The organism is Leucobacter chromiiresistens (genome assembly GCF_900102345.1).
Classification (GTDB): domain Bacteria; phylum Actinomycetota; class Actinomycetes; order Actinomycetales; family Microbacteriaceae; genus Leucobacter; species Leucobacter chromiiresistens.
This window is the reverse complement of the sequence record NZ_FNKB01000002.1, coordinates 364896-391652: the sequence shown is the minus strand read 5'-3', so window position 1 is coordinate 391652 and position 26757 is coordinate 364896. Positions and strand designations below refer to the sequence as shown.

Genomic DNA, 26757 nt, shown 5'->3' with positions numbered 1-26757 from the left:
GGCGCTCACAGCACCTTCGAGAGGAACTCCCGCGTGCGCGCCTGCTGCGGATCGCCGAACACCTGCTCGGGTGCGCCCTCCTCCACCACGGCGCCCCCGTCCATGAACACGACGCGATCGCACACCTCGCGCGCGAAGCCCATCTCGTGGGTGACCAGCACCATCGTCATGCCCGAGGCCGCGAGATCGCGGATCACCTGGCAGCACCTCCCCCACCATCTCGGGGTCGGAGCGCCGACGTCGCCTCGTCGAACAGCATGATCTTCGGCTCCATCGCGAGCGCACGCGCAATCGCGACGCGCTGCTTCTGCCCGCCCGAGAGCGACGCCGGTCGGGCGTCCCCCTTCTCGGAGAGCCCGACGCGCTCGAGCAGCGACAGCGCCGCATCGCGGGCCTCGTTCTTCGACTTCTTCTTCAGGTCGACCGGGGCGAGCATGATGTTCTCGAGCACCGTCATGTTCGGGAACAGGTTGAAGTGCTGGAACACCATGCCGATGTTCTGCCGCACCACGTTGATGTCGGCCTGCTGCGAGGTGAGCTCCATGCCGCTCACCACGACCGAGCCCCCGCTCGGCTCCTCGAGGCGGTTGAGGCACCGGAGCAGGGTCGACTTGCCCGATCCCGAGGGTCCGATCACGGAGACCACCTCCCCTCCGCCACGACGAGGTCGATGCCCGTGAGCACCTCGTTGCTGCCGAACGACTTGCGCAGTCCCGCGACCTCGATCGCCGGAGTGCCCGTGTGCGTTGCCGTGTTCTCGGTCACTTGTTCACCTTCTTATCCACGATGTTCGCAAGCCAGGTCAGCAGGGTGATGACGATGAAGTACATCACTCCGACGATGATGAGCATCTCCGTCGTGCGGAAGTTCGCCGCATAGATCTGCTGCGCCTGGTAGAGGAGCTCCGCGAAGCCGATGGTCAGGAGCAGCGACGAGTCCTTCAGCGTGATGACGAGCTGGTTGATGACGGAGGGCATCGAGATCTTGGCTGCCTGCGGCACGACGACGCGCTGCATCGAGCGCCCCACCCGAGGCCGAGCGACCGCGCCGCCTCCATCTGCCCCGGATCCACGGCCTGCAGTCCGCCGCGCACGATCTCGGTCAGGTAGGCACCGGCATTGAGCGCGAGCGTGGCGACACCGGCGAGGAAGACGTTTCCGGGCGCCCCGGTGAGCTGCGGCAGCCCGAAGTAGAAGAGGAAGGCCCAGACGAGGATCGGCGTGCCGCGGAAGATCGAGACGTACACCGTGGCGATTCCGCGCACGACGCGCGAGGACGAGATCTTCATGAACCCGAACACGAGCCCGAGCGCGAGGGCGATGATGAAGGAGACGACGGTGATCGACACCGTGTTCCAGAGGCCCTTGGAGAGCGCCGGCCAGCTCTCGACCACGAGCTCGAAGATGTTGCCGCCGCCCTGCGTGGTCTCGGAATCGCCGAGGTACGTGTCGAGGATCTCGTCGTAGGTGCCGTCGGCCTGCAGCTTCGCCAGCCCGTCGTTGAACGCCGCCAGCAGCTCCGAGTTCTCGCCCTTCGCCACGGCGAAGCCGTACTCGCCGCCCGGGATCTTCTCGGTGACGACCTTGAGTCCGTTGCCCTGGTCGATGCCGTAGGCCAGCACCGGGTAGTCGTCGAACACTGCGACCGCCGATTGGTTCTTCACCGACTCGTACATGGTCGCCGACTGATCGAGCGCCTTCACCGTGAAGCCGTACTCCTCGGCGAGCTTCTCGGCCTCGGCGAGCCCCTCGGAACCCGACTTCGCGACCACGGTCTCACCCGCGAGGTCGTCATAGCCCTCGATCGAGTCGTCGTTCGCGGCGACCGCCATCTGCACGCCCGACTCGAAGTACGGCTCGGAGAAGTCGAAGATCTCCTTGCGCTCGTCCGTGATGGACATGCCGGCGATGACGCCGTCGGCCTGCCCCGACTGCACGGCCGAGAGCGCGGCCTGGAAGCCCAGCGAGCGGATGTCGACGCTGAACCCCTCCCGCTCCGCGATCGTGTTCATCAGGTCCATGTCGATGCCGACGAGGTCTCCGGTCGACGGATCGCGGAACTCGAACGGCGCGAAGGTGGTGTCCGTCGCGATGACGTACGTCTCCCCCTCCGCCTGAGCCGGCATGACCGCAGTCGCCGCTCCGGTTCCCAGCAGCAGCGTCGCTGCGAATCCTGCCGCGAGACCGGCGCGCACGCGAGTCCAACGTCTGTTCTTCTGCACTCTCAATTCCCCTTCGCGGAGTTGGATCGCCGCGATCTGCGATGATCGATTCGCCCCCAGCGTACCGAGGTCACGGAGCGGATGAGGCCGATCCGGGCTCGAGGCACTCGACCAGCAGCTCGATCGCCGCGGTGACGGCTGCCGCGCGAATGGTCGCGCGGTCGCCGTCGAGGTCGAGCAGCCGCTGCCGCTCGACGGCGCCCGCGCTCACCGCGACCCAGACCGTTCCGGCGGGTTGACCGGTCTGCGGATCGGGATCGGGCCCGGCGACGCCCGTCGTGGCGACGCCGATTGCCGTGGGAGCCTCGGCGGAGCCCCTGCGCGGCACGGCGCACGCTCGACGCACCCCGGCGGCCATCTGTCGCGCGACGTCGCCGTCGACGGGGCCGCTCCGGCGCAGGAGCTCGTCGTCGACTCCGAGGAGCGAGTGCTTGAGCGCGGTGTCGTAGGCGACGATGCCCCGACGAGCACGCGCGAGGCCCCCGGAATCGAGACGAAGGCATCGGCGAGCAGACCGCCGGTGAGCGACTCGGCGACGGCGAGGGTGAGCCCGCGCGCGCCCGCCTCCTCGATGACGCGCCGGGCGAGCTCCGCTCGGCGGGACGCGGTCACCGTGCCGCCCGCCTCGCCCGCGCGTACCCCACGATGTAGTCGAGCCCGCTCGTGATAGTGAGGATGAAGGCGATGGTCATCGTGATGATGTTGACCCATTCGACGAGGGGCGCGGCGGATCCCACGACACCGGCGAGCGGCAGCAGTGCGAGGGTGATCGCGACGGACTGCGCCACGGTTTTCACCTTGCCCGCCCAGGCGGCGGCGAGCACGACGTCGTGGGCGACGAGCAGACGGTGCACGGTGATGCCGACCTCGCGCACGAGGATGAGCACGGTGACCCACCAGGGCAGCTCGGCCAGGATCGAGAGGCCGACCAGCGCTGCGCCGGTCAGGAATTTGTCGGCGATCGGGTCGAGCAGCTTGCCGAGATCCGTGATGAGCCCTCGGGACCGTGCGATGTGCCCGTCCCACGCGTCCGTCGCGATCGCGAGCACGAAGAACACGGCCGCCGCCCACCGCCAGGGGCCGTCGGTGCCGCCATCGGCGAGCAGCATCCACAGGAAGAACGGCGTGGCGAGGATGCGCGCCCCCGTGATGACGTTGGGGGCGTTCCAGTTGCTGGGCGCCGCGGGCGCGGGGGCGTTGGCGGTCATGTCAGCAGCCTACTTGAGGCGCCGCCGCCCGCTCCTAGTAGGCGTAGATCTCGACGTCGAGCCCGTCCGTCGTCGGCGTCACCTCAACGTCCGCGTCGGAGGCGCCCACCTCGAGCTCTTCGGTGAGCGGTCGGCCGTCGGCGCCGCGGCCGGTGTACGTCGCCGTGAATGCCCCGCGATCCTCGATCTGCATCCAGATCGAGGTCTCGTCGACGCTGCTCACCAGCGGCGGCGTCACCATTTCCACCGATACGGCCACCTGGGCGGCGGGGTCGAACCTCGGGCTCGGCTCCATCACGTCGATGCCGCATGACTGCAACTCCCAGACGTCCGTCGACGTGGCGCACTCGCGGTAGGCCTCGGCGACCTTCCGCTGCACCTCGTCGGCGTAGTCGGGCCCGGGAGCGACCCAGTCGGAGGCGAAGAGCGCGTCGCCCGCGGAGGTGACGGGGAATCGGGCCCCGTCGAGGGTCGTGAAGTAGGGATTGTGCGATTCGAGCGCGTACTGGCCCGCGTAAAGGGTCACGACGTCGGCCCCCGCGGGGAACGGCTCGTCGGCTCCGCGCAACCCGAGCGCTCCGCCTCCGGCCGTGTCGAGCATCACGTCGTATCGCAGCCCCGAGGTGACGCTCCACGAGTCGTCCTCGTCGCGACGCAGCTCGAGGTGGTCGGTGTACGGGTAGCCGTCGAGTTCGTAGACGACCTCGCCGGTGGCCCGGCCGGCGTCGAAGTCGACGCGGAAGCGCCCGAGCTCGGGGTGCGCGATGTGCTCCGCCTCGGCGAACACGTCGGCGCTCGGGGCCTCGCCCGAGCCTGCCGACGGTGCTCCGTCGAAGAGTTGCTCCGCGTCGGCGAGACGCCCCGCCGCGACCGCGTCGAGGTACTGCGCCGCGATCGCACGCACCTCACCGCGATTATTCGACTGCGCGTCGACGGCGATCACCGTGCCGGCGGCGCCGAGCACCACCACGGCGAGCGCGGCGGTCACTCCCCAGATCCAGGCGCCGCGCTGCCGGCGGTCGTGCTCCTGCGGCTCGTGCGGACCGGGGGCCACCTGCGCGTCGGGATGCGTCACCGTCGTCTCCTCTTTTCATCGGCGCGGGGGCTCCGCGCCACTCGGATTTCGGTCCGGCATCGGTCCGAAGCGTTTCGGGTCAGTCCCGCCCGGTGAGCTGCCACGCGTCCTCGTCGCCGTCGCTCTCGACCTCTTCGAGGCTCGCCTGGTGCTGGGCGATCGGGTCGTCGTACCGGGGGTCGGCGGTTCCGAGCGATGCGTCGAACGGATCGATGACGTCCGTCTCCGCGTCGCCGCCGGTGCTCGGAGCGGAGGCGGCGCCTCCGGAGGCGAGGCCCGCCGCGCCGCTCGCCACGGATGCGGAGGAGCCCGGTGCGCCGGCGCTCGGCGGCTGCGGGCGCGGGGACTCGAACGCGGGTGCGGCGGGGGCCGGGCCGCCGCCGATGCGCGCGAGCACTTCGGGCAGCTGCTCAGGGCTGACGAGCACGTCGCGGGCTTTCGATCCCTCCGACGGTCCGACGATGTCGCGCGACTCCATCAGGTCCATCAACCTGCCCGCCTTCGCGAAGCCGACGCGCAGCTTGCGCTGCAGCATCGAGGTCGAGCCGAACTGCGAGGAGACGACGAGTTCGATGGCCGCGATCAGCACCTCGAGATCGTCGCCGATGTCTTCGTCGATCTCCTTCTTCTCGACCGCCTGCGCCACGTCCGCGCGGTACTCGGGCTGCGCTTGAGCCTTGACGTGTGCGACCACCTGCGCGATCTCCGCCTCCCCGACCCACGCGCCCTGCACGCGCACCGGCGACGATTCGCCGTTCAGCAGGAGCAGGCCGTCGCCCTGCCCGATGAGCCGCTCCGCGCCCACCTCGTCGAGGATGACGCGCGAGTCCGTGCCGGACGCGACGGCGAACGCGTAGCGGCTCGGCACGTTCGACTTGATCACGCCGGTCACAACGTTCACCGAGGGACGCTGCGTCGCGAGCACCAGGTGGATGCCGGCGGCGCGGGCCAGCTGCGTGATGCGCTGGATCGAGTCCTCGACGTCCCGGGGGGCGATGAGCATGAGGTCCGCCAGCTCGTCGACCACCACGAGCAGGTAGGGGTAGGGCTTCAGCACGCGCTGGCTGCCCTCGGGGAGCACGATGCCGCCCGACCGCACGGCCTCGTTGAAGTCGTCGATGTGGCGGAAGCCGAAGCTCGCGAGGTCGTCGTAGCGCATGTCCATCTCCTTCACGACCCACTGCAGCGCTTCGGCCGCCTTCTTGGGGTTCGTGATGATGGGCGTGATGAGGTGCGGCACGCCCTGGTAGACGGTGAGCTCGACGCGCTTCGGGTCGACGAGCACCATGCGCACCTCGGAGGGCGTCGCCCGCATGAGGATGCTGGTGATCATGGAGTTGATGAAGCTCGACTTGCCCGAGCCGGTGGCACCGGCGACGAGCAGGTGGGGCATCTTCGCGAGGTTCGCCACGACGAAGCCGCCCTTGACGTCCTTGCCCACGCCGATGGTCATCGGGTGCGGGCTGCGCTGCGCCTTGCTCGAACGCAGCACGTCGCCCAGCGCGACGTTCTCGCGGTCCTGGTTCGGAATCTCGATGCCGATTGCGCTCCGCCCGGGGATCGGGGAGAGGATGCGCACCTCGTTCGAGGCGACGGCGTAGGAGAGATTCTTCGAGAGCGCGGTGACCTTCTCCACCTTGACGCCGGGGCCGAGCTCGACTTCGTACTGCGTCACGGTCGGGCCGCGTGAGAAGCCCGAGACCCGGGCATCGACCTTGAACTCCTCGAAGACCCGCGCGATCGCGGCCGTGATGAGGTCGTTCGCCTCCGTATGCGTCTTCGGGGCGTCGCCGGCCGAGAGCGCGTTCTGGTCGGGCAGGCGGTACGCGGCCTGGTCGGCGGGGCTGTGCGGCGGCGCGACGACGAAGGGCTCCGAGGCCGCCGCAGGTGCGGCCGGCTCCTCCGCGGGCGGTTCGGGAGCGGCGGCCGCGAAGTCGTCCCAGGAGTCGTCGCCGAGCCCCGACGCCGGTCCGGTCGCCGTCGCCTGCACGGCTGCTTCGGCCTGCTCGAGCTCGTCGAAGAGGTCTGAGGGGAACACGCCGGTCGCCGGCTCGGGGGCGAGCGCGGATTCGAACGCGCCGTTCTTCTCCGCCTCAGGCGCGGTGCCGCCGAGTGCGGAGCCGCCGAGTGCGGCATCGAGGCCGGAGCGGTCGGCCGCGTACTCCGGGTCCTCCTCCCGGCCGGAGGCGTTGCGACGCCACCAGGGCACCGCGTCGCCGTCGCCCTCCTGCTGCTCAAGGTCGAAGAGCGCCTGCTGCTCGGCCCGCTCCTGCTTGCGGCTGCGCTTCGGCGCGGTCGCGGGCGCGGCATCATGCTCGCCCTCCGCACTCACGCCGAAGAGGAACGCGTACGCCTCGCGCACGCGTCGGGCGATGCGCGAGGGCGGCGTCTTCAAGACGATGAGCAGCGACATGAGGATCAGGATCGAGAGCAGCGGCACCGCGACCCACATCGTGAGGTACTTGAGCGCCCCACCCACCAGCCAGCCGAAGACGCCGCCCGCAGCGCTCAGCTGCTCCGGGTTCTCCCAGGGGTTCGGCATGCCGCCGTACAGGTGGCACAGACCGGCTGCCGAGAGCACGGCGAGCGTGAGCCCCGTCGCGATGCGCCGGTTGTCGTGCACGCTCGACGGATGGTTGAAGAGCCAGAGCGCGAAGCCCGCCATGATGATCGGCAGACCGAAGGCGACCCGCCCGAAGAGCCCGCCGAACGACCACGCATCGAGGGTCACGGCGAACGTCTGCCCGATGAAGAACCACTCGATCACCGCTCCGGCGATCGCGAGCAGCACGAGGAGCAGGGGCACGCCGTCACGACGATCCTCGGGCGCGAGCGGCTCGACGCGGAAGGCGCGGGCCGCGGCCCCGACGGCGTGCGCCAATCCGTTCCAGGCGCGCACGACGACGCCGTCCGTAGCCTCCGGTTCGGCGAGCACCTTCGTTTTCGCGGTCGCTCGGGTATCCGCTGAACGGGAACCCCGAGTCGCGGCCTTTCCCGTGTGCTGGCGCGACGAAGCTTTACTGGCCATGGTACGAGGGTACGTTCGACCGCCGACAATGGCGAGTTGACGCTCCGCGCCCGCGCGAATCGCCGGGCCCGGAGGCGACCGGCGGAGCCCCTAGCGTCGGCGCAGCGCCCGAACCGCGCGCTTCGCGAGCGGCAGGCCCTTCGACCACAGCGCGTACCCCGGGCCCGGGCGGTCCCAGCTGCCCGCGAGCAGGTTCTCGTGCGACGCGAAGCCCGTCTTGAAGGTGGTCACGCCGTCGTTGATGAGGCCGCCGAAGTCGTACCGCTCGATCCCGATCGACTTCATGAGCCTGATGACGTGCCACTTGAGCGCGTAGTTGGCGCGCAGGCGCTGCCCCGTCTCGTCCATCCCGCCGTACAGCTCGAACGCGGTGCGGCGCGACTTCGCCATGAAGAGGAACGCCACCGGGCGGCCCTCGGCGTACGCCGCCCAGACCGGGGCGTCGTCTCCGAGCATGGTGAACACGTCTTGGTAGTAGGAGTCCTCGTGCAGCCCGAAATCGGCGCGCTCGCTCGTCTCGCGGTACACCTCGAGGCAGGCGTCGAGCTGCTCGAGCGTCTCGACCGGGCGGATCTGCAGGGCGTCCTCCCGGCCCGACTTCCGGATGTACTGCCGGTGCTTCTTCGACATGTCCGCGAGCAGTTCCTCCTCCGACCGCCGCAGATCCAGGATCAGCGTGCGCGCCGGCAGCACGGGCGTCTCGGCGCGGCGCCAGCGGGGCGTGAGGGCGAACGCGCCCGCGTCCTCGTCGGGCTCCACCGAGAGCGCCACCGCACGCCGAGAGCCGTGCACGTAGTCGGCGACGGCATCGGCGACGGCGGAAGGTGCCGGCGCGGCGGCGGGCCGCTCCGGCGCCTCGGCGTCGCGCGCGAGCACGGGGCCGCGAGGCGCGTAGACGAAGTCGCCGATCGGGCCGGGCAGCGTTCGGGTGAGGAGCTGGCAGGCGCCCACCACGGGCGCGTCGGCGCCGGCGCCCGAGCGCACGAGCACGCGCTCGGCCGACCATCGGTGGGCCGACTTCACGTCGCCCCAGCCCCACAGCTGCAGCGGGTGGCCGCCGAGCCGCTCGACGGTGGCATCCCACTCGGCGCGGTCGGTGCAGGGGGTCACGGTGAGGGAGGTCACGAACGGGTCCTTCCGAGAGTTCGGGTGAGCGTGCCGACGATGTCCGACACCTCAGAGGATCGGAGCAGGCGGAGCACCAGCAGATAGACGACGCCGACGACGACGGCCTCGACGACCGCGAACGGGAGCGCCTGCCAGACGCCGAACTCGGGCGCGATGAGGCGCCCGAGGTGCGTCGCGAGCAGGCCGACGGCGAGGGCGGGAACGGCGGCGATGAGGTACTTCGTCAGGCTCTGCGCCACTCGCCGCCCGTCGATGGAGCCGATCTTGCGCCGGAGCAGCCAGGTCGCGATCAGCGCCTCGACGATCGTGGCGAACGACCAGATCACCGCGAACGAGACGCCGATGTGGCGGGGGGCGACGAGCACGGGCAGCAGCAGGGAGAGCGCCATGACGAGCACCATCTGGATCGTGGTGAACACGAACGGCGTCCGCGTGTCGGAGAGCGCGTAGAAGGCGCGCTGCACGACGAACAGGAAGCTGTAGGCCGCGAGGCTCGCCGCGTAGGCGACGAGGGCCTCGGCGAACATGTCGACCTGCTCGGGCAGCGCCCCGAAGTTGATGATGCGGCCGACGAAGGGCGCCGCGGTGACGAGGATCACGGCGGCGTAGACCATGACGAGCGCGATCTGCCGCAGCGACGCCGAGAGGTCGCTCCGGAACTCGGTCATGCGGCCGGACTGCCCCCACTCCGCCAACCGGGTGAAGTAGGCGGTCGCGAGCGATACCGCGATCACGGAGTGCGGCATCATGAAGATGAGCCAGACGTTCTGCATCGCGCTCGTGGACGGCCCCTCCCCCGAGCCGATCGCGACGATGCGGTTCGTCACGATGCCGCCGACCTGCATCACCACGACCATTGCGAGCGTCCACGTCGCGAGGCGGGCGGTGTGGCCGAGGCCCACGCCGCGCCAGGCGAAGTCTGGCCGGAAGCGGATGCCCGCGTTGCGCCACGACACGAAGAGGATGAGCGCCTGCGCCACGATGCCGAGCGTCGCGCTGCCGCCCAGCACGGCGATCATCTCGGGCGTCCACCCCGTCACCGCGAGACGCCCCTCAGGGTCGGCGCCGAACATCGCGATGAAGACGAGAATGCCGCCGATCGCGATCAGGTTGTTGAGCACGGGAGCCCACGTGAAGGGGCCGAACCGGCTGCGGGCATTCAGCACCTCGCCCATGACGGTGTAGATGCCGTAGAAGACGACCTGGGGCATGCACCAGTACGCGAACGCCGTGGCGAGCGCGAGCTGATCCTCGCCCCAGCCCTCCACGGTGATCCGCACGATCCACGGGGCCGCCGCCATCGCGAGGCCCGTGATCACCACGAGCGCGGTCGTGACGAGGGTGAGGATCTTGTTGATGTACCCCGCTCCCCCGTCGCTGTTCTGAGCGGCCTTGACGATCTGCGGCACCAGCACGGCGTTGAGCACGCCGCCGATGAGGATCATGTAGACGGTGTTCGGCAGCAGGTTGCCGTTCGCGAACGCGTCGGCCGAGCGCGCCCCGACCGAGCCGATGGCGTAGGCGAGCAGCATGGCCTTCGCGAGGCCGAGCACGCGCGAGACGATCGTGCCCGACGCCATGACGGCGCTCGCGCGGATGAGTCCGGCGGCCATCAGTAGTAGGGGTCCTTCCGAACGGCGAGTGAGACGCGTCGCGCGATCCGATCGCCCGCGACCTCCCAGATGCGGTACGCCAGCGGGCGCAGCGGCAGGTCGAACGCACCGGCGTAGTCGACGATCTGCGGCGAGAACGAGCGCTTGAACTGCCCCACGCCGAACAGCGGGTGCTCGCGATCGTCGGCGCGATCCGAGGGCGGCGCGCCGCACAGGTCGTGCACGAGGGCGCCGCGCTCGTTCGCCCAGCGCATGACCTCCCACTGCAGCGCGTGCGAGGCCCCGTAGGCCGTCTTCGCCCGCATGGAGGCACCGTCCTTGTACGTCGTCTTCGCGCCGAGCGCCATCGCGTACGCTCCGGCGACGAGCGCACCGTCGCGGTGCGCGAGGAACATCTGCCCGACGCCGGCTTGCGAGAAGCGCTGCCAGAACTCGCGGTAGTACCGCTCCGAGCGCAGCACGAACCGCCCCTCGGCGGTCTCCTGCAGCAGCCCGAAGAGCTGGGCGCTGTGCTCGGCGGTGGGCTCGACCCGCGACACCGAGATGCCATCCCGCCGAGCCCGGTTGATCGCGTTGCGCGCCTTCTTGCCGATCCGCGCGAACACCTCGTCCTCCGAACCGGAGACGTCGACGAGCACCGTCGAGGGGTTCGGAATGATGCGCACGGCGTCGCGGTAGCCGGCCTCGTGGATGTCGGGGATCGCCTCGCGGCCGATCCGCGGCTCGATCTTGAGGAGGAAGGCGCCGGAGGCCCGCGCGAGCGCGGCGACGGCCGCAGCCGTCTCGAGCACCTCCGCGGCGTCCGCGCCCGCGGGCCCCGCGGGCAGATGCCACCACCAGCCGAGCAGCGGCGCGCGCTTCGCGAGCACGCCGACGGCGATGGGCGGGCGTGCACCGCGCTCCACGATGACGCGGAAGTCGCGGTACCCGTTCTCGGCGCGCTTGACGTCGAGGTACTGCTCGCCCGCCCACACCTCTCCGCCGCCCGGGTTCGCGGCGATGCGCGCATTCCACTCCGCGCGCTCCGCGTCGGAGGCGAACCGGGCGACGGCCGAAGCCGAACCGGTCGTCACGAGCTACACCACGACCACGACAGGGACGATCATCGACTTCCGGCGCAGCTTCGTGCCCACCCAGCGGCCCACGGTGCGCCGGGTGATCTGCTGCAGCGCATGGGGGTCGGTCACGCCGTCCTTCATCGCCTGCTCGAGGGCGTCGGCGATCTGCGGCTTGATCTTGTCGAAGACCCGGTCGTCCTCCGCGACGCCCTTGGCGTGCACCTCGGGGCCCGAGATGATCTGCCCGAGGCTCGTCTCGACGACCGTGATGACCGAGATGAACCCCTCCTCGGCGAGCGTGCGGCGATCCCGCAGGTCCTCGTCGGTGACGCGGCCGACGCTCTTGCCGTCGACGTAGATGAAGTCGATCTCGAGCTGGCCGACCTTGCGGGCGACGCCGTCGGCGAGATCGACGACCGTGCCGTTCTCGGCGATGATCGTGCGGTTCTGCGGCACACCGGTCTGGATGGCGACACCCGCGTTCGCGATGAGGTGACGGTACTCGCCGTGGATCGGCATCACGTTCTTCGGGCGCACGATGTTGTAGCAGTACATGAGCTCGCCCGCGGAGGCGTGACCCGAGACGTGCACCTTGGCGTTGCCCTTGTGCACGACGTTCGCGCCGAGCTTCATGAGGCCGTTGATGATGCGGTAGACCGAGTTCTCGTTGCCCGGGATGAGGCTCGACGCGAGGATCACGGTGTCGTTCGCGCCGATCTCGACCTGGTGCTCCTGGTTCACCATGCGCGCGAGCACCGCCATCGGCTCGCCCTGCGAACCGGTCGACATGTACACGATGCGGTCGTCGGGGATGTCGCCGCTCTTCTTCAGGTCGACGAGCACGCCCTCGGGAACGGTCAGGTACCCGAGATCGGAGGCGATCTTCATGTTGCGCACCATGGAGCGGCCGAGCAGCACGACGCGGCGCCCGTTCTTCTGCGCGGCGTCGAGCACCTGCTGCACGCGGTGCACGTGGCTCGAGAAGCTCGCGACCACCACCTTGCCGGGCGCCTTCTCGATGACGCGCTCGAGCACCGGCCCGATGTCCTTCTCGAGGGCCGTGAAGCCGGGCACCTCGGCGTTGGTCGAGTCGGTCATGAAGAGGTCGACGCCCTCTTCGCCGAGACGGGCGAAGGCGCGCAGATCGGTGATGCGGCCGTCGAGCGGCAGCTGATCCATCTTGAAGTCGCCGGTGCCGATGACCAGCCCGGCGTCGGTGCGGATGGCCACGGCGAGCGCATCGGGGATCGAGTGGTTCACCGCGATGAACTCGAGGTCGAACGGACCGGTCGTGATGCGGTCGCCCTCGGCGACGACGCGCGTCTCGGGGCGGATGCGGTGCTCCTTGAGCTTCGCCTCGACGAACGCGAGCGTCAGCTTCGAGCCGATGAGCGGGATGTTCTCGCGCCGCTTCAGCAGGTACGGCACCGCGCCGATGTGGTCTTCGTGGCCGTGCGTGAGCACCACGGCGACGATGTCGCCGAGGCGATGCTCGATCTTCGAGATGTCGGGCAGGATCACGTCGACGCCCGGCTGGTGCTCCTCGGGGAAGAGCACGCCGCAGTCGACGACGAGCAGCTTGCCGTCGATCTCGTAGACCGTCATGTTGCGGCCCACCTCGCCGAGGCCGCCGAGCGGCGTGATGCGAAGGGTGCCCGATTCGAGCGCGGGCGGGGTGATTACGGGGTTGGGCACTGAGCCTCCTGTTATTGGCGGGTGGTGCCTGCGATCCGGGGCAGGGCACCGCCGGCAGCCGCGTTGCGGTCCGGCCTGAAGTTCGAGAGATCGATGCCGGGGGCATCGGTGATGAGGGCGAGCTCGTCCTCGATGAGGGCGGCCTCCCACTCCTCCGGCCCGACGAGCGGCAGTCGCACGCGCGGGCTGCCGATCCGTCCGAGACCGTGGAGGATGTACTTGGCGGCGACGGTGCCGGGAACGTGCGTCATGACGGCGCGCACCAGCGGCTCGAGCCGCTGATGCACGTCGCGGGCCGTATGGAGGTCTCCTGCGTTGACGGCGTCGATGATCGCCCGGTACGGAGCGGCCGCGATGTTCGCGGTCACCCCGATGAGGCCGGTCGCGCCGATCGACAGGTGCGGCAGCACGTTCGCGTCGTCGCCCGAGAAGTACATCAGGTCGGTCTGGTTCAGCACGCGGCTGACCTCGCTGAAGTCGCCCTTCGCGTCTTTCACGGCGAGGATGTTCGGGTGCTTGGCGAGCCGCAGCAGCGTCTCGTACGTGATCGGCACGCCCGTGCGGCCCGGAATGTCGTACAGGATGACGGGCAGATCGGTCGCGTCCGCCACCATGCGGAAGTGCGTGAGGAGGCCGGCCTGGGTCGGCTTGTTGTAGTACGGAGTGACGATCATCACGCCGTCGGCCCCCGCGCGCTCACTGGCGCGGTAGAGCTCGATCGCGTGGGCCGTCTCGTTCGAGCCGCCGCCCGTGATGATCTTGGCACGGCCGCCCGAGACCGACTTCGCGACCTCGACGAGCTTCAGCTTCTCCGGGTCGGTCAGCGTGCTCGTCTCACCGGTCGTACCGGTGACCACGATGCCGTCCGCGCCGCTCGAGATGCAGTCGTCGATGTGCTTCTCGGTCGCAGCCCAATCGACTTCACCATCGGCGTGGAACGGCGTGATGAGTGCGACGAGGACCTGACCGAAAGGATTCTCTGGGTGTGCCACGTGACTAGGCTACCGGACGTTCTCTCTCGGAGCCTCCGTGCGCCACCGCTCGAAGCGGTACACGAGCCCCGTCCGCGAGGTCTCGGGCGTGCCCGCATCGACGAGCGTCCACTCCGGCCCGATCTGCGGCGCGAAGGTGTCGGCGTCGGGCACATCGAGTTCGATGCGGGTCACGACGAGTTCGTCGGCATACGGCATCGCGGCGCGGTAGAGTCGGCCGCCGCCCATGATCCAGACGCGATCCTCGACTCCCGTGCGCTCGCCGAGCGCCGCGAGCGCCGATTCGAGGCTCGGCTCCACCGTCGCCCCGGGCGCGTCGTAGTCGGCGTCGCGCGTGATCACGACGTTCTCGCGCCCCGGCAGCGGCCGGAAGCGCTCCGGCAGCGACTCCCAGGTGCTGCGACCCATGACCACCGGCGCGCCGAGGGTCCGCTCTTTGAAGAACGCCGCGTCCTCCGGCAGGCGCCACGGCATGTCGCCGCCGCGGCCGATGGCTCCCCCGCGGGCCTCGGCCCAGATCATTCCGAGGATCACATCACACCGCCACCGGCGCCTTGATGCCGGGATGGTGCTGGTAGTCGACGACGGAGAAGTCGTCGAGCTCGTAGGCGAAGATCGAATCGGCCTTGCGGATCTCGATGCTCGGGTACGGGAACGGATCGCGGGCGAGCTGACGCTCGACCTGCTCGACGTGGTTGTCGTAGATGTGGCAGTCGCCGCCGGTCCAGATGAACTCCCCCGGCTCGAGCCCCGTCTGCTGGGCGACCATGAGGGTGAGCAGCGCGTACGAGGCGATGTTGAAGGGCACGCCCAGGAACATGTCTGCCGACCGCTGGTACAGCTGGCACGAGAGCCTGCCGTCGGCCACGTAGAACTGGAAGAACGCGTGGCAGGGCGCGAGCGCCATGTCGTCGAGGTCGGCGACGTTCCAGGCGGAGACAATGATGCGGCGCGAATCGGGGTTCTCCCGCAGCTGCTCGATCACGCGGGCGATCTGGTCGATGTGACCGCCCGACGGCGTCGGCCACGATCGCCACTGCACCCCGTACACGGGCCCCAGGTCGCCCTGCTCGTCGGCCCACTCGTCCCAGATGGTGACGTCGTGCTCCTTCAGAAAGGCGGTGTTGCCCTCGCCGCGCAGAAACCAGAGCAGCTCGACGGCGAGCGACTTGAAGTGCACCCGCTTCGTCGTGATGAGCGGGAACGACTCGGCCAGGTCGAAGCGGATCTGCCGCCCGAAGAGGCTCCGCGTTCCCGTACCCGTGCGATCCGATTTCGCGGTGCCGTGCTCGTACACCTCTCGCAGCAGGTCTTCGTACGGGGTCGGGATCGCGTTCGCACTCACGGGCCCGAGTCTACCGCGGCCCGCTCCGGGAACGCCGAGGTGCACGGCGGCGCGGGCTACGAGCCGAGGCCGTCGTCAAACACCGGCATCGCCGAGGTGTCCTCCGAGGCGTCGACGCGCGCCAGTACGCGCCCCGAGAAGAACTCGGGCGAGGCCTTCGCCTGCAGGAGCATCAGCACCACGCCGATGCCGAGCACGCCGACGCCGATGATGCCGACGAGGCCGACGCCCGCGATATTGCTGCCCGATCCCGCATCGGGGCTCATCGAGTCGATCGTGGTCTTCACGAACACGATCAGCAGCAGCACGCCGCCGAGCCCCGGAAGCACGATCTTCGAGATGATCGATCCGACGCCCTCGCGCACCGCGGTCCTGCGGAAGTACCAGGGGCTCGCGAGAGCGGTGATGCCGTAGTAGAAGCACACCATCATGCCGAGCGCGGTGATGGTGTCCCACAGCACGTCCTCGCTGACGAACCGCATCACGGCGTAGAAGACCGACGCCACGATCGAGGAGAGCATGAGGGCGACGTGCGGCGACTTGAACTTCGGGTGGACGCGCTTGATCGCCGCGGGCAGCGCCCGGTAGTGCGCCATCGCGAGCAGGGTGCGGGCGGGCGAGATGGCGGTCGAGTTGATCGAGGCCATGGCGCTGACCAGGATGGCGAGCGACAGCAGGATCGCGGCGGGCCCCATCACGGGGTGCGCGAGCGCCGCGAACACGTTCTCGACGATGGCGGAGTTGCCGAGGCCCGTCGGCCCGTCGCCGATGCCCGCGAAGGCGACCGTCGCGGTCGCCGTGCCGACGTAGAGCACGACGAGGATGGCGACGAGGATCATCGCGGCCTTGCTCTCCGTGGAGAGCCGGCCCTTCGACGGCTTCGTCTCCTCGCCCATCGTGAGCACGGTGTCCCAGCCCCAGTAGACGAAGATCGAGACCGCGATGCCCGCGGCGAAAGCGCTGAAGCTGCTCACCTCGAAGGGGTTGAACCACGACAGCTCGGGCATGGCGCCCTCGGCGTTCGCGGGGTCGCCCGCGCCAACGAACATGGCGATGATGAACCACACCATGACGCCCATCTGGAAGACGACGGTGATGTACTGGAACACCTTCGTCGACGTCATGCCGCGGTAGGAGATGAACGTGGCGAGCGCCATGAACCCGAGGCAGACCGCGATGTTGATGAACTTGTTGTCCGCGATGTCGGCGATCGACGGATCGTTCGCCATGATGCTGATCGACTGGAACAGGAACTCGACGGCGATGCCCGCCAGGTTCGACAGCACGAGCACGGTGGCGGCGATGAGGCCCCAGCCCGCCATCCAGCCGATCCACGGCCCGAAGGCGCGGGTCGCCCACGTGAAGGAGGTTCCCGAGTCGGGCATCGCGGAGTTCAGCGCGCGGTACCCGAGCGCGACGAGCAGCATCGGGATGAAGCCCATGAGGAAGATCGCGGGGGTCTGATAGCCGACCTCGCTCGCCGCCGGGCCCACGGCTGCCGTGAGCGTGTACGCCGGGGCGCACACCGAGAGGCCGATGACCAGGGCGCCGAGCACTCCGACCGTGCCCGACGGCAGCCCCTTCTTGCTGATGCCGCTGACGGAATCGAGCGTCCGCGTCGCGGGCTCGGGCGCGTTGAGGTCGTACTTCGCCATGTCACCTTTCCAGACTGGGTCGTCGATCGCATGTTCCAGAAAGCTCCGGACGTGGCGGCCCGGGCATCGATTCTATGCATGCGGCGCGCGATTCACGAATCGCCCGGGCTACGACCGAAGATCCTGCCGTTCGCAGGCGATCGCGTGACGAATCGCACCGCGCGCCCGCTTCCGATCGCCGCACGCGTCGTAGACAATTCCGAGGCGCATCCACGCGCGCCACGACTCCGGCTGCGCCTCGACCTCGTCGCGGTACTTCGGGAACGCGGCGTCGGCATCGGCGCGATCCGGGCGACCCGACGGGCGGGCCGACACGGGCTCCTCGGGCAGCGCGCCCTCCGCCTCCAGCCGGCCCGCCAGCCGCGTGGCCTGACTGCCGAACATGATCTCGCGCAGGAGCGCCCACGCACCGATGAGCGGCAGCACCAGCATGGCGACGCCCATGAGGATCGCGATGAGGTCTCCCGAGCCGAGCAGCGCGACCGCTCGGATGCCGACGAAGACGAAGTACAGCACCAGTACGGCGCTCATGATCGCGACGCCGACGATGGCGCGCGTGCGAGCGCTCATCGCGCGCCGCCGTCGAGCGCCGCGCCGTTCAGGCCGAGCAGCGCATCGAGCCCCACCGTGAGCCCGCGCGCCGCGGGAGCCGCTTCGAGCGCCGCCCGCACGCCTGCGCGGTACGCCTCGTTCGAGTGCGTGTCGTGCGTGAGCGTGAGCACCTCGCCCGGCCCGCCGAAGCGCACCTCCTGCTTCGCGACCACGCCCGCCAGCCGCAGGCTGTGCACTGGGATTCCCGCGACGAGCTCACCGCGCGCCGGCTGCTCCGCGAACGGGGCCTCGACCGGGCGGCCGCCGCGGGCCTCAGCCATGAGCTCGGCGGTGCGCACCGCAGTGCCGCTCGGCGAATCGACCTTGCCGGGGTGGTGCGCCTCGACCACCTCGACGGCGTCGAAGTACGGCGCGGCGATGCGCGCGAGCGCGGTGCCGAGCACCGAGCCCAGCGAGAAGTTCGGCACGACGATCACGCCGCGCTCCGGCGTGCGCTCCAGCTCGGCGGAGAGCTCGGCGAGCAGCGCGGCCGACCATCCGCTCGTACCCACGACCACCTGCTGCCCGCGGGCGAGCGCGCGATCCACGATCCCCGGGGAGGCGTCGGGGCGGCTCACGTCGATCACGATGTCGGCGTCGGCGCCCTCCTCGGGCCCCGACGTGCTGCGCAGCCGCGCGACCAGCTCGAAGTCGGGATGCTGCTCCACGACCTCGCACACGAGGGCTCCCAGTCGGCCGGTCGACCCCGAGACCGCTACACGATTCGTCATGGGTCCAGGGTACCGTTCGGCGGTCAGTCGCTCGATTCGAGCGAGGATCGCGAGGCCTCCCCCACCGCGACCACCGTGAGCGGGCGGGCGGCGAGCGTCGCCGCCACCTCGCGGATGTGCTCGGGCGTCACCGCGGCGAAGCGCTCGAGCGAGGCGTCGAGATCGAAGAGCTCGCCGCTGCCGAGCTCAGCGCGAGCGAGGCGGCCCATCCGGGTGTCCGAGTCCTCGAGCGCGAGCGCCGTGGAACCCGCGATCTGACCGAGCGCCCGCTCGAGCTCTTCGCCCGAGATCTCGGTGTCGGCGAGCCTGCGCAGCTCCACCCGGCTGAGCTCGATGACGTCCGCCGCCTTCTCGGGGGCGGTGCCGGCGTACATCGCGAACACGCCGGAGTCGGAGTAACTCGCGCCGAAGGAGTACGCCGTGTACGCGAGACCCCGCTTCTCGCGGATCTCCTGGAACAGCCGGCTCGACATGCCGCCGCCGAGCACCGAGTTCATGATCCCGTAGGCGAAGCGGCGCGGGTCGCCGGCGCTGAAGCCGTGCGTGCCGATCAGCAGATTGACCTGCTCGGAGGGGCGCTCGGTGATCCGCACGCGCGGCTCCCGCTCGAGCGGCGAGTCGAGGGAGGCGCGTCCGGGAGCCTCCGCACCCGCCGGCGACGCGTCGACCACCTGCTCCCGCCGCACGGGGGCGGCGGCGCCGTCGGTGTGCCAGCGCTCCTCCGGCGAGGCGTTCAGCGCGGCGAGCACCTGGGCCACGAGCCGGTCGTGGTCGACCGCCCCCGCCGCGGTCACCACCAGCGTCGAGGGATCGTAGCGATCGCGGTAGTGGCGATCGACGTCGGCCCGACGGGCCTCCGTGATCGTCTCCGGCCAGCCGCCGATCGGCCGCCCGAGCGGGTGCTCCCCGAGCACGGCCTCGAAGAAGCGCTCGTTGGCGACGTCGGCGAGATCGTCGGCGGCCATCGCCAGCTCCTCGAGGATCACGCCGCGCTCCGTCTCGAACTCGTCGGCGTCGAGCACCGAGTTCGCGACCATGTCGCTCAGCATCGTCACCGCGACCTCGAGGTCGGCATCGCGCACCTTCGCGTGGTAGCAGGTGTACTCCTTCGCGGTGAGCGCGTTGTGCTCGGCGCCGATGCGGTCGAACTCGGTCGCGATCGAGAACGCGTCGCGCGTCGGGGTGCCCTTGAACAGCAGGTGCTCGAGGAAGTGGGTGGACCCGAGGCTGCCGGGGGCGTCCGGGCGCTCCGCCTGCTCGTCGCGCGAGCCCACGCCGATCCAGAATCCGATCGACGCGCTTCGCGCCCCCGGCATGCGCTCGGTCAGCACGCGCAGGCCGCTGGGGTGGACGGTGCGCCTGACGAGCCCGCCGCCCAGATCAGCGGTCAGTTCGGGCTGGTCGAGGGGCAGGGCTATGGGTTCGCGCATGCCCTCAGCCTAGGGCCTCGCGGCTCGGAGCTTCCGGGGCGGACGGACGGCCCGCGCGGCCCCCGCCGGCTCGCCCAGACGGAGATGCGACAAGAACTCCGAGCATCGCGCCGTGATGCGCGTACCTTCCGTCGCGAAATTCGGGCGGCGGGGTCCACGACGATGCAGCAGCGCTCCCCTGTGGATAACGTGTGCAGGAACACGCCCGCACCGCCATGCTGGTGCGATGCGTCCGCTCTCCCCACTCCCCACTCCCCCTGCTCGACGCCTCGCCCACGCGCGTCGGCGATCTCCTCTCAGCCGGAACACCCCGCTGGCGCCTCTACTCGGCCGATGTCAAGCGCCCCGTCCACGGAGTGGACATGCGGCGCGGTGCGCCCGTCGCGGCCCCTTCGGCGACCGGAGACCGCCGGCCACCAGCTCCGGCCCGGAACGCTCGAGCGTGTTCCCGATCGACCGCCGTGGCTTCCGAGCGTCGTCGACGCCTGGTGCCTCCTCGCGCAGGTCGCCACGCGCGAGGAGCTCCTCGCCGCGGGCGACTGGATCGTGTCCGGTCCGGGGCGATACGACCCGCCCGCCGCGACGCCCGCCGCGCTGGCTGCGGTGCGGATCTCGATCGAGTACGAAGGCGCGCACCACTTCGTGGGCGGTGATGCGCTGCGGCAGGCCCGCGTCGACGTGACCCGAGTACGCGCTATGGAGGACGCGGGGTGGGCGGTGATCCGGGTGACCGCGCACGATCTGCGTCACCCGGCCGAGATGATCCGGATCCTCACCGCGCGCATCGCGCAGGCGACCGCCGCGAGGAACGCCCGCTGAACCGGTGAACCGCTCCCTGCATCCGCCCGGATCAGGACGCGGACCGTCGTCGCGGTGCGCGCGCTCCCGACCTGCGACCGTCGCGGCGCGTGCGCACTCCCGAGATGCGACAGGAAGTCCGGCCCCGGGGCGTTGATGCCCGCACATCGTGTCGCATTTCATGAGAGAGCCGAACGCGCAACGCACGACGCCCGCCGCCCCGAAACGGGACGGCGGGCGTCGGGTGCGGCGCACCGCGCTGCGCGGATTACTCCGCTGCGGGTGCCGCCGGAGCGTCAACCGCCTCGGCGGCCTGCTCCTCGATCACAGGCTCGAGCGAGAGCTTGCCGCGGTCGTCGGTCTTCGTGATCTTCACGAGGATCTTCTGACCGACGGAGAGCACGTCGTCCACGCTCTCGATCCGCTTGCCGCCGGCGAGCTTGCGCACCTCGGAGATGTGCAGCAGGCCGTCCTTGCCCGGGAGCAGCGAGATGAAGGCGCCGAACGCGGCGTTCTTCACGACGGTGCCGAGGTACTGCTCGCCGACCTCGGGGTTCTGCGGGTTGGCGATCGCGTTGACCTGCGCACGCGCGGCCTCCGCGGCCGGCCCGTCGGTCGCGCCGATGTAGACGGTGCCGTCGTCGTCGATCGAGATGTCGGCGCCGGTCTGATCCTGGATGCCGTTGATCGTCTTGCCCTTCGGGCCGATCAGCTCGCCGATCTTGTCGACCGGGATGTTCACCGTGAGCACGCGAGGCGCCGTCGGAGCCATCTCGTCGGGCACGTCGATGGCCTGGTTCAGCACGCCCAGGATCGTCAGGCGGGCCTCGTGCGCCTGCGTCAGCGCGCCCTTCAGCACGGAGGCGGGGAGCCCGTCGAGCTTGGTGTCGAGCTGGATCGCGGTGATGAAGTCGGCGGTGCCGGCGACCTTGAAGTCCATGTCGCCGAGCGCATCCTCAGCGCCCAGGATGTCGGTGAGCGCCGCGTACCGCGTCTCCCCGTCGACCTCGTCGGAGACGAGGCCCATGGCGATGCCCGCGACGGGTGCGCGCAGCGGCACGCCCGCGTTCAGCAGCGACAGCGTCGAGGCGCAGACCGAGCCCATCGACGTGGAGCCGTTCGATCCGAGCGCCTCCGACACCTGGCGGATGGCGTAGGGGAACTCCTCGCGGCTCGGCAGCACCGGCACGAGGGCGCGCTCGGCCAGGAAGCCGTGCCCGATCTCGCGACGCTTCGGGGAGCCGACGCGGCCGGTCTCTCCGGTCGAGTACGGCGGGAAGTTGTAGTGGTGCAGGTACCGCTTGCTCGTCACCGGGGAGAGCGAGTCGATCTGCTGCTCCATCTTGAGCATGTTCAGCGTGGTGACGCCCAGGATCTGGGTCTCGCCGCGCTGGAAGATCGCGGAGCCGTGCACGCGGGGGATGACCTGGACCTCGGCGTCGAGCGCGCGGATGTCGCTCGTGCCGCGACCGTCCATACGGACGCCCTCGGTGAGCACGCGGGTGCGCACGATGTCCTTCGTCACGCTCTTGTACGCAGCGGAGACCTGCGCGATGGCGGACTCGGGGAGGGTGCCGGCCTCGACCTGCGCGGCGATGCCCTCCTTCACCCGCGCCTTCAGCGCGTCGTCGGCGTTCTGACGCTCCTGCTTGTCGGCGATCTGGTAGATCGGCGCGAGCTCGGTGCGCGCGAGCGCGTCGACGGCTGCGAGGACCTCGTCGGTGTAGGGCAGGAAGACCGGGTAGTCGGCGATCTCCTTCGCCGACTGCGCTGCGAGCTCCGACTGCGCCTTGCAGAGCTGAGCGATGAACGGCTTCGCGGCATCGAGCCCCTCGGCGACGACCGCCTCGTTCGGCTTCTTCGCGCCGCTGCGGATCAGTTCCCAGCTGTGCTCGGTCGCTTCGGCCTCGACCATCATGATCGCGACGTCGTCGTTGCCCTGCGCGTCGGTGACGACGCGGCCGGCGACGACGAGGTCGAAGACCGCGTCCTGCAGCTGCTCCGCGTTCGGGAAGGCGACCCACTGGTCGCCGATGAGCGCGAGGCGCACGCCGGCGATCGGGCCGGAGAACGGGAGGCCCGAGATCTGCGTCGACGCCGAGGCGGCGTTGATCGCGAGGGCGTCGTAGAACTCGCCGGGCGCGATCGAGAGGACGGTGATGACGACCTGGACCTCGTTCCGCAGGCCGCTCACGAAGGAGGGGCGGAGCGGGCGGTCGATCAGGCGGCAGACGAGGATCGCCTCGGTCGACGGGCGGCCCTCGCGACGGAAGAACGAGCCGGGGATCTTGCCCGCGGCGTACGAGCGCTCCTCGACGTCGATGGTCAGGGGGAAGAAGTCGAAGTGATCCTTCGGCTGCTTCGATGCGCTGGTCGCCGAGAGGAGCATCGTCTCCTCGTCGAGGTACGCGGCGACGGCGCCCTGCGCCTGCTGCGCGAGACGACCGGTCTCAAAACGGATGGTGCGCTTGCCGAACGTGCCGTTATCGAGCACGGCCTCGGCGAACTTGATTTCAGGACCCTCCACGGGTTCTCCTTACTCACGAGAGCACGCGATGGACAGTCCGGATCGCGCCGGCATGCGCTGCGTTCGACCGCGGATGCTGATGTTCAGTAGACGACCACCCTGCGCACCGCTCCGCGCGGATCAGAGGGATCCACCACCGAAGACCAGCCCGCCGATCAGCGTGCTCGGTTCTTCGTTTGATGCGGGCGATCGCCCGCTCCCCCCAGCGTAGCACCGCACCCTGGGGATGCCCAGGATCATCGCTCCGGGGCGCTCCCCGAGCGCTGCTGCTCCCCCACGAGATTCCGGTCCAGGGCGCTGCGCAGCGCGGCGCCCGCGAGCCCCGCCCGCCGCAGCGCCCGCAGCTTCGCGATCGCCGCCTCGGCGGTGAGATCGTGGCCGCCGATCACCCCGGCCGCCGCGATGGCGGCGCCCACGGCGTAGCGCGGCAGGTCGACCGCGCCGTCCTCGCAGCGGGTGATGGCGAGCACCGGCGTACCCGAGTCGCGGGCTCGGCGCAGCGTCTCGAGGTGCGCCGGCCCGACGAGCGGCCCCGTGCCGGAGCCGTAGCACTCGAGCACCAGCCCCTCGGGGAACGCGTCGAGCGCGGCCCCGAGCATCTCCGCGGGCAGGCCCGGCACCATCGTCAGCATTCCGACGCGCGGCGCCGGCGCATGCGCGCACGCGGCGAGGGCCTCCGCCAGCTCCGAGCCGACCCCGTCGACGGGGCGGGCCGCCGGTCGACGTGCGATGAAGGCGTCGAACGCCTCGCTCGAGCGCTTGACGGCGCGGCAGGCCGGCATCGCGGCGCCGCCGAAGACGAGGCGCACCCCCGGCTCCTCGCCCGACAGCGCCTCGCGGAACGCGTCGTCGAAGTTGCGCTCCGCGTCGCTTCCCGGGATGCCGATCGGGCGCTGGGCGCCGGTGAAGACGATCGGGATCGCGAGGTCGGCGAGCGCGAACGCCGCCTGGGCCGCACTGTGCGCGAGCGTGTCGGTGCCGTGCACCACGACCACGGCCTGCACCGCGCCGCCCGAGATGCCCTCGGCGACGCGCTCACGGATGAGGTCGGCGATCTCGAGCGCCGTCCCGTGGGTCGCCTCGGCGCTGTCGATCACGGATCGCGGCACCGCGAGCCGCCAGTCGACCGGGTGGCCGTGGCGCCTCGCCCAGGCGTCCACGAGCCCGGAGAGCACGTCGCCGAGGTCCGTCTGGGCGGCGAGGCCGTCGCCGGTCTCGTGCATGCCGAACGTTCCGCCGCAGTAGACCAGCAGCAGCCGTGGCGACCGGGTGCGATCCCTCATGCCCGCGGCCGCCCGTCGCCCGGCCGCCCGTCGCCCGGCTGGTCCTGCTCGACGAAGGCCGCGTCGGGAATCGAGAACGCCGCCGTGAATGCCGACGCGTTGATCCGGCCCCGCACCGCGAACCATCCGATCACCATGAGGATCACGACCCCCGCGAAGACGATGAGCGTGATCTGCCCGACCGCCGCGTCGAGCGCCATGAGCACGACGATGCCGATCAGGAAGACGAGCGTGACCGCGTTCGTGACGGAGGCGAACGGCAGGCGGTACGCGGGGCGCCCCTCGCCGGTGCGGCGGGTGCGGCGCACGTACAGCGCATGGCAGACCATGATCGACGCCCAGGTGCCGACGATGCCGATGCCCGCGAGGTTCAGCACGATGTCGAAGGCGCGTGCGGGCACGACGAAGTTCAGGCCGACGCCGAGCACGCCGATCGCGGCCGTGATCATGATGCCGCCGTAGGGTGCGCCCGAGGCGTTGAGCCGCTTCGCGAAAGCCGGAGCCGTGCCCGCGACGGCCATGGAGCGGAGGGTGCGCCCGGTCGCGTACAGTCCCGCGTTCAGGCTCGACATGGCCGCGGTCAGCACCACGACGTTCATGATGTCGCCGGCGTAGGGGATGCCGATGGAGTTCATCACGGTGACGAAGGGGCTCTCCGAGCCGGAGTAGGCATTCCACGGCAGCAGGAGGGTGAACAGGATGACCGATCCCGCGTAGAAGAGCACGATGCGCCACATGATGGAGTTGACGGCGCGCGGGATCGCGGCGCGCGGGTTCTCCGACTCGCCTGCCGCGACGCCCACCATCTCGGTTCCGCCGAACGCGAAGACCACTCCGAGGGCGATCACGAACATCGCGCCGACGCCGTTCGGGAAGAAGCCGCCGTTCTCCGTGATGAGCTGGAAGCCCGGCGTGCGCCCGTCGACCGGGGTCTGCGTGACGACGAGGAAGATGCCGATCACGCCGAACGCGACGATGGCGCCCACCTTGATGATGGCGAACCAGTACTCCATCTCGCCGAAGAGCTTCACCGACGCCACGTTCATGGCGAACACGATCGCGAGCGCGGTGAGCGCGAGGAGCCACTGCGGGATCGGCACGAACACCGCCCAGAAGTGCATGTAGAGGGCCACGGCGGTGATGTCGGCGATCACCGTGGTCGACCAGTTGAGGAAGTACAGCCAGCCGACCGCGTACGCGCCCTTCTCCCCCATGAACTCGCGCGCGTACGAGACGAACGCCCCGGAGGACGGGCGGTACATGACGAGCTCGCCCAGGGCGCGCACGACGAGGAAGGCGAAGATGCCGCAGATGATGTAGACGAAGGCGAGCGACGGGCCCGCGATCTCCATGCGGCCGCTCGCCCCGAGGAACAGGCCGGTGCCGATCGAGCCGCCGATGGCGATCATGGTGAGGTGGCGGCGCTTCAACCCGCGCTGGTATCCGGAGTCTCCGGCATCGACGGCGGTCGCGTGCGGTGCGGCACCGCTCGGGGCGTCGGCGGCGCTCCCGCCGAGCGGCAGAACTTCATCGTTCATGGTTCGAACCTTCTTCGCTTCACCGCCGATGGGCCTGTGCTCACCTGTCCGGCTGTCAGACAGGTTACCCGAAAATGGGAGAAGTTCAATATCCTGTTCCCATGAGCTCTGCGCCGACGCCGACCCTCGACCAGCGAGCCCGCGACGCGCTCCCGAAAGGTCCGTCAATGCACTCCCCCGTCACGCGCATCAGCGCGACCGAGGCCGCGTTCCGCGCGATCCGGGATCTCATCGACGACGATGCGATTTCCCCCGGCGACCGGCTCCCCGGCGAGCTGACCCTCGCCAAGCAGTTCGGCGTCAGCCGATCGGTCGTGCGCGAGGCTCTGCACGCCTGCGCGACCCTCGGTCTGACCGAGACCCGCAGCGGCAGCGGCACCTACGTCGTCTCGAAGACGCCCTCCGGAGTGTCCGAGTTCGGCGGCTTCGACCCCGACCACCTCATGGAGGCGCGCATCCACGTCGAGGTGCCGACCGCGGGGCACGCCGCTCAGCGGCGCACGGCGGCGGAGCTCGACGCGATGCGCCGACTGCTGAGCCGGATGCTCGACACCACCGTGCTGCACGACTGGGTGCGCCTCGACCGCGACTTCCACACCCTCATCGCCGAGGCGAGCCACAACTCCGTGCTGCTCAGCATCACCGCGTCCATGCGGCGCTCGCTCGACCTCCAGTCGGAGTTCCTGAACATCACCCAGGCCCGCCAGCTCGACTCCGACGTCGAGCACGCGGAGATCTTCGCCGCCATCGAGGCGGGCGATCGCGCGGCGGCCGAGCGCGCCGCACTGCGGCACATCGAGGCGGTCGCCTCGGCCATCCGCGCCGGGCGGTAGCGGCGGGT

21 protein-coding genes and 2 pseudogenes are annotated in these 26757 nt (G+C 70.2%); 2 read left to right on the top strand and 21 right to left on the bottom strand.

Going from position 1 to position 26757, the window contains the following annotated elements:
* Positions 1–5: 5 nt before the first annotated feature.
* The 18 genes and pseudogenes from BLT44_RS14840 to BLT44_RS14760 form a co-directional block, all read right to left on the bottom strand.
* A pseudogene (locus tag BLT44_RS14840) lies at positions 6–765 on the bottom strand (amino acid ABC transporter ATP-binding protein).
* The gene (locus tag BLT44_RS16125; RefSeq protein ID WP_342341531.1) at positions 762–977 is read right to left on the bottom strand and encodes an ABC transporter permease subunit; all 216 of its coding nucleotides are present in this window, start codon (positions 975–977) and stop codon (positions 762–764) included. Before BLT44_RS16125 ends, BLT44_RS14840 begins: the two are co-directional and overlap by 4 nt.
* On the bottom strand, positions 941–2221 hold the full coding sequence (locus BLT44_RS14835; protein WP_342341530.1) for an amino acid ABC transporter substrate-binding protein/permease: 1281 nt from the start codon (positions 2219–2221) through the stop codon (positions 941–943). The genes BLT44_RS16125 and BLT44_RS14835 overlap by 37 nt, the downstream gene beginning before the upstream one ends.
* Before the next feature lie 70 nt (positions 2222–2291).
* Positions 2292–2833, bottom strand: a pseudogene (locus BLT44_RS14830) (CinA family protein).
* Positions 2830–3429, bottom strand: coding sequence for a CDP-diacylglycerol--glycerol-3-phosphate 3-phosphatidyltransferase (pgsA, locus tag BLT44_RS14825; protein WP_010156631.1), 600 nt, complete (start codon positions 3427–3429; stop codon positions 2830–2832). The pseudogene BLT44_RS14830 and the gene pgsA overlap by 4 nt, the downstream one beginning before the upstream one ends.
* A gap of 34 nt (positions 3430–3463) precedes the next feature.
* Entirely contained in the window at positions 3464–4504 is a 1041-nt protein-coding gene (locus tag BLT44_RS14820) for a hypothetical protein (RefSeq protein ID WP_010156630.1), read from the bottom strand.
* Positions 4505–4583: 79 nt separating this feature from the next.
* On the bottom strand, positions 4584–7532 hold the full coding sequence (locus tag BLT44_RS14815; RefSeq protein ID WP_074690457.1) for an FtsK/SpoIIIE family DNA translocase: 2949 nt from the start codon (positions 7530–7532) through the stop codon (positions 4584–4586).
* A gap of 90 nt (positions 7533–7622) precedes the next feature.
* Positions 7623–8657, bottom strand: a complete 1035-nt coding sequence (locus tag BLT44_RS14810; protein ID WP_074690456.1) for a lipid II:glycine glycyltransferase FemX — start codon at positions 8655–8657, stop codon at positions 7623–7625.
* Positions 8654–10273, bottom strand: a complete 1620-nt coding sequence (gene murJ / locus BLT44_RS14805) for a murein biosynthesis integral membrane protein MurJ (protein ID WP_010156625.1) — start codon at positions 10271–10273, stop codon at positions 8654–8656. Before murJ ends, BLT44_RS14810 begins: the two co-directional genes overlap by 4 nt.
* Positions 10273–11346: a lipid II:glycine glycyltransferase FemX gene (locus tag BLT44_RS14800; RefSeq protein WP_010156624.1), complete on the bottom strand. Its 1074-nt coding sequence runs from the start codon at positions 11344–11346 to the stop codon at positions 10273–10275. The genes murJ and BLT44_RS14800 overlap by 1 nt, the downstream gene beginning before the upstream one ends.
* 3 nt (positions 11347–11349) lie before the next feature.
* Entirely contained in the window at positions 11350–13026 is a 1677-nt protein-coding gene (locus tag BLT44_RS14795; RefSeq protein WP_010156623.1) for a ribonuclease J, read from the bottom strand.
* Positions 13027–13037: 11 nt separating this feature from the next.
* A complete protein-coding gene (dapA, locus tag BLT44_RS14790; RefSeq protein ID WP_010156622.1) occupies positions 13038–14018 on the bottom strand; it encodes a 4-hydroxy-tetrahydrodipicolinate synthase in 981 nt (326 codons plus the stop codon).
* Between the two features lie 9 nt (positions 14019–14027).
* Positions 14028–14540 carry a dihydrofolate reductase gene (locus tag BLT44_RS14785; protein ID WP_010156621.1) on the bottom strand — a complete coding sequence of 171 codons (513 nt, stop codon included), beginning with the start codon at positions 14538–14540 and terminating at the stop codon, positions 14028–14030.
* A 13-nt stretch (positions 14541–14553) separates the two neighbouring features.
* Positions 14554–15363 (bottom strand): thymidylate synthase, encoded by an 810-nt coding sequence (locus tag BLT44_RS14780; RefSeq protein ID WP_010156620.1) that lies wholly within the window; start codon positions 15361–15363, stop codon positions 14554–14556.
* Positions 15364–15419: 56 nt separating this feature from the next.
* The gene (locus BLT44_RS14775; RefSeq protein ID WP_010156618.1) at positions 15420–17018 is read right to left on the bottom strand and encodes an APC family permease; all 1599 of its coding nucleotides are present in this window, start codon (positions 17016–17018) and stop codon (positions 15420–15422) included.
* A 108-nt stretch (positions 17019–17126) separates the two neighbouring features.
* Complete coding sequence (locus BLT44_RS14770) at positions 17127–17588, bottom strand: hypothetical protein (protein ID WP_010156617.1); 462 nt, start codon at positions 17586–17588, stop codon at positions 17127–17129.
* Entirely contained in the window at positions 17585–18340 is a 756-nt protein-coding gene (gene dapB / locus BLT44_RS14765; protein ID WP_029608255.1) for a 4-hydroxy-tetrahydrodipicolinate reductase, read from the bottom strand. Before dapB ends, BLT44_RS14770 begins: the two co-directional genes overlap by 4 nt.
* Before the next feature lie 23 nt (positions 18341–18363).
* Complete coding sequence (locus BLT44_RS14760) at positions 18364–19770, bottom strand: M16 family metallopeptidase (protein WP_010156615.1); 1407 nt, start codon at positions 19768–19770, stop codon at positions 18364–18366.
* Positions 19771–20103: 333 nt separating this feature from the next.
* Here BLT44_RS14760 and BLT44_RS14755 point away from each other — a divergent pair, with 333 nt between their 5' ends.
* A complete protein-coding gene (locus BLT44_RS14755) occupies positions 20104–20589 on the top strand; it encodes a hypothetical protein (RefSeq protein ID WP_143026179.1) in 486 nt (161 codons plus the stop codon).
* A gap of 247 nt (positions 20590–20836) precedes the next feature.
* Here BLT44_RS14755 and BLT44_RS14750 read toward each other — a convergent pair whose 3' ends face one another.
* From BLT44_RS14750 to BLT44_RS14740, 3 genes are all read right to left on the bottom strand, one after another.
* Positions 20837–23095: a polyribonucleotide nucleotidyltransferase gene (locus tag BLT44_RS14750; protein WP_010156613.1), complete on the bottom strand. Its 2259-nt coding sequence runs from the start codon at positions 23093–23095 to the stop codon at positions 20837–20839.
* 236 nt (positions 23096–23331) lie between these two features.
* Entirely contained in the window at positions 23332–24378 is a 1047-nt protein-coding gene (locus BLT44_RS14745; protein ID WP_040504965.1) for an asparaginase domain-containing protein, read from the bottom strand.
* Complete coding sequence (locus BLT44_RS14740; RefSeq protein ID WP_010156611.1) at positions 24375–25916, bottom strand: amino acid permease; 1542 nt, start codon at positions 25914–25916, stop codon at positions 24375–24377. The genes BLT44_RS14745 and BLT44_RS14740 overlap by 4 nt, the downstream gene beginning before the upstream one ends.
* Before the next feature lie 101 nt (positions 25917–26017).
* Here BLT44_RS14740 and BLT44_RS14735 point away from each other — a divergent pair, with 101 nt between their 5' ends.
* A complete protein-coding gene (locus tag BLT44_RS14735; RefSeq protein WP_176783314.1) occupies positions 26018–26749 on the top strand; it encodes a FadR/GntR family transcriptional regulator in 732 nt (243 codons plus the stop codon).
* The last annotated feature ends 8 nt before the right edge of the window (positions 26750–26757 follow it).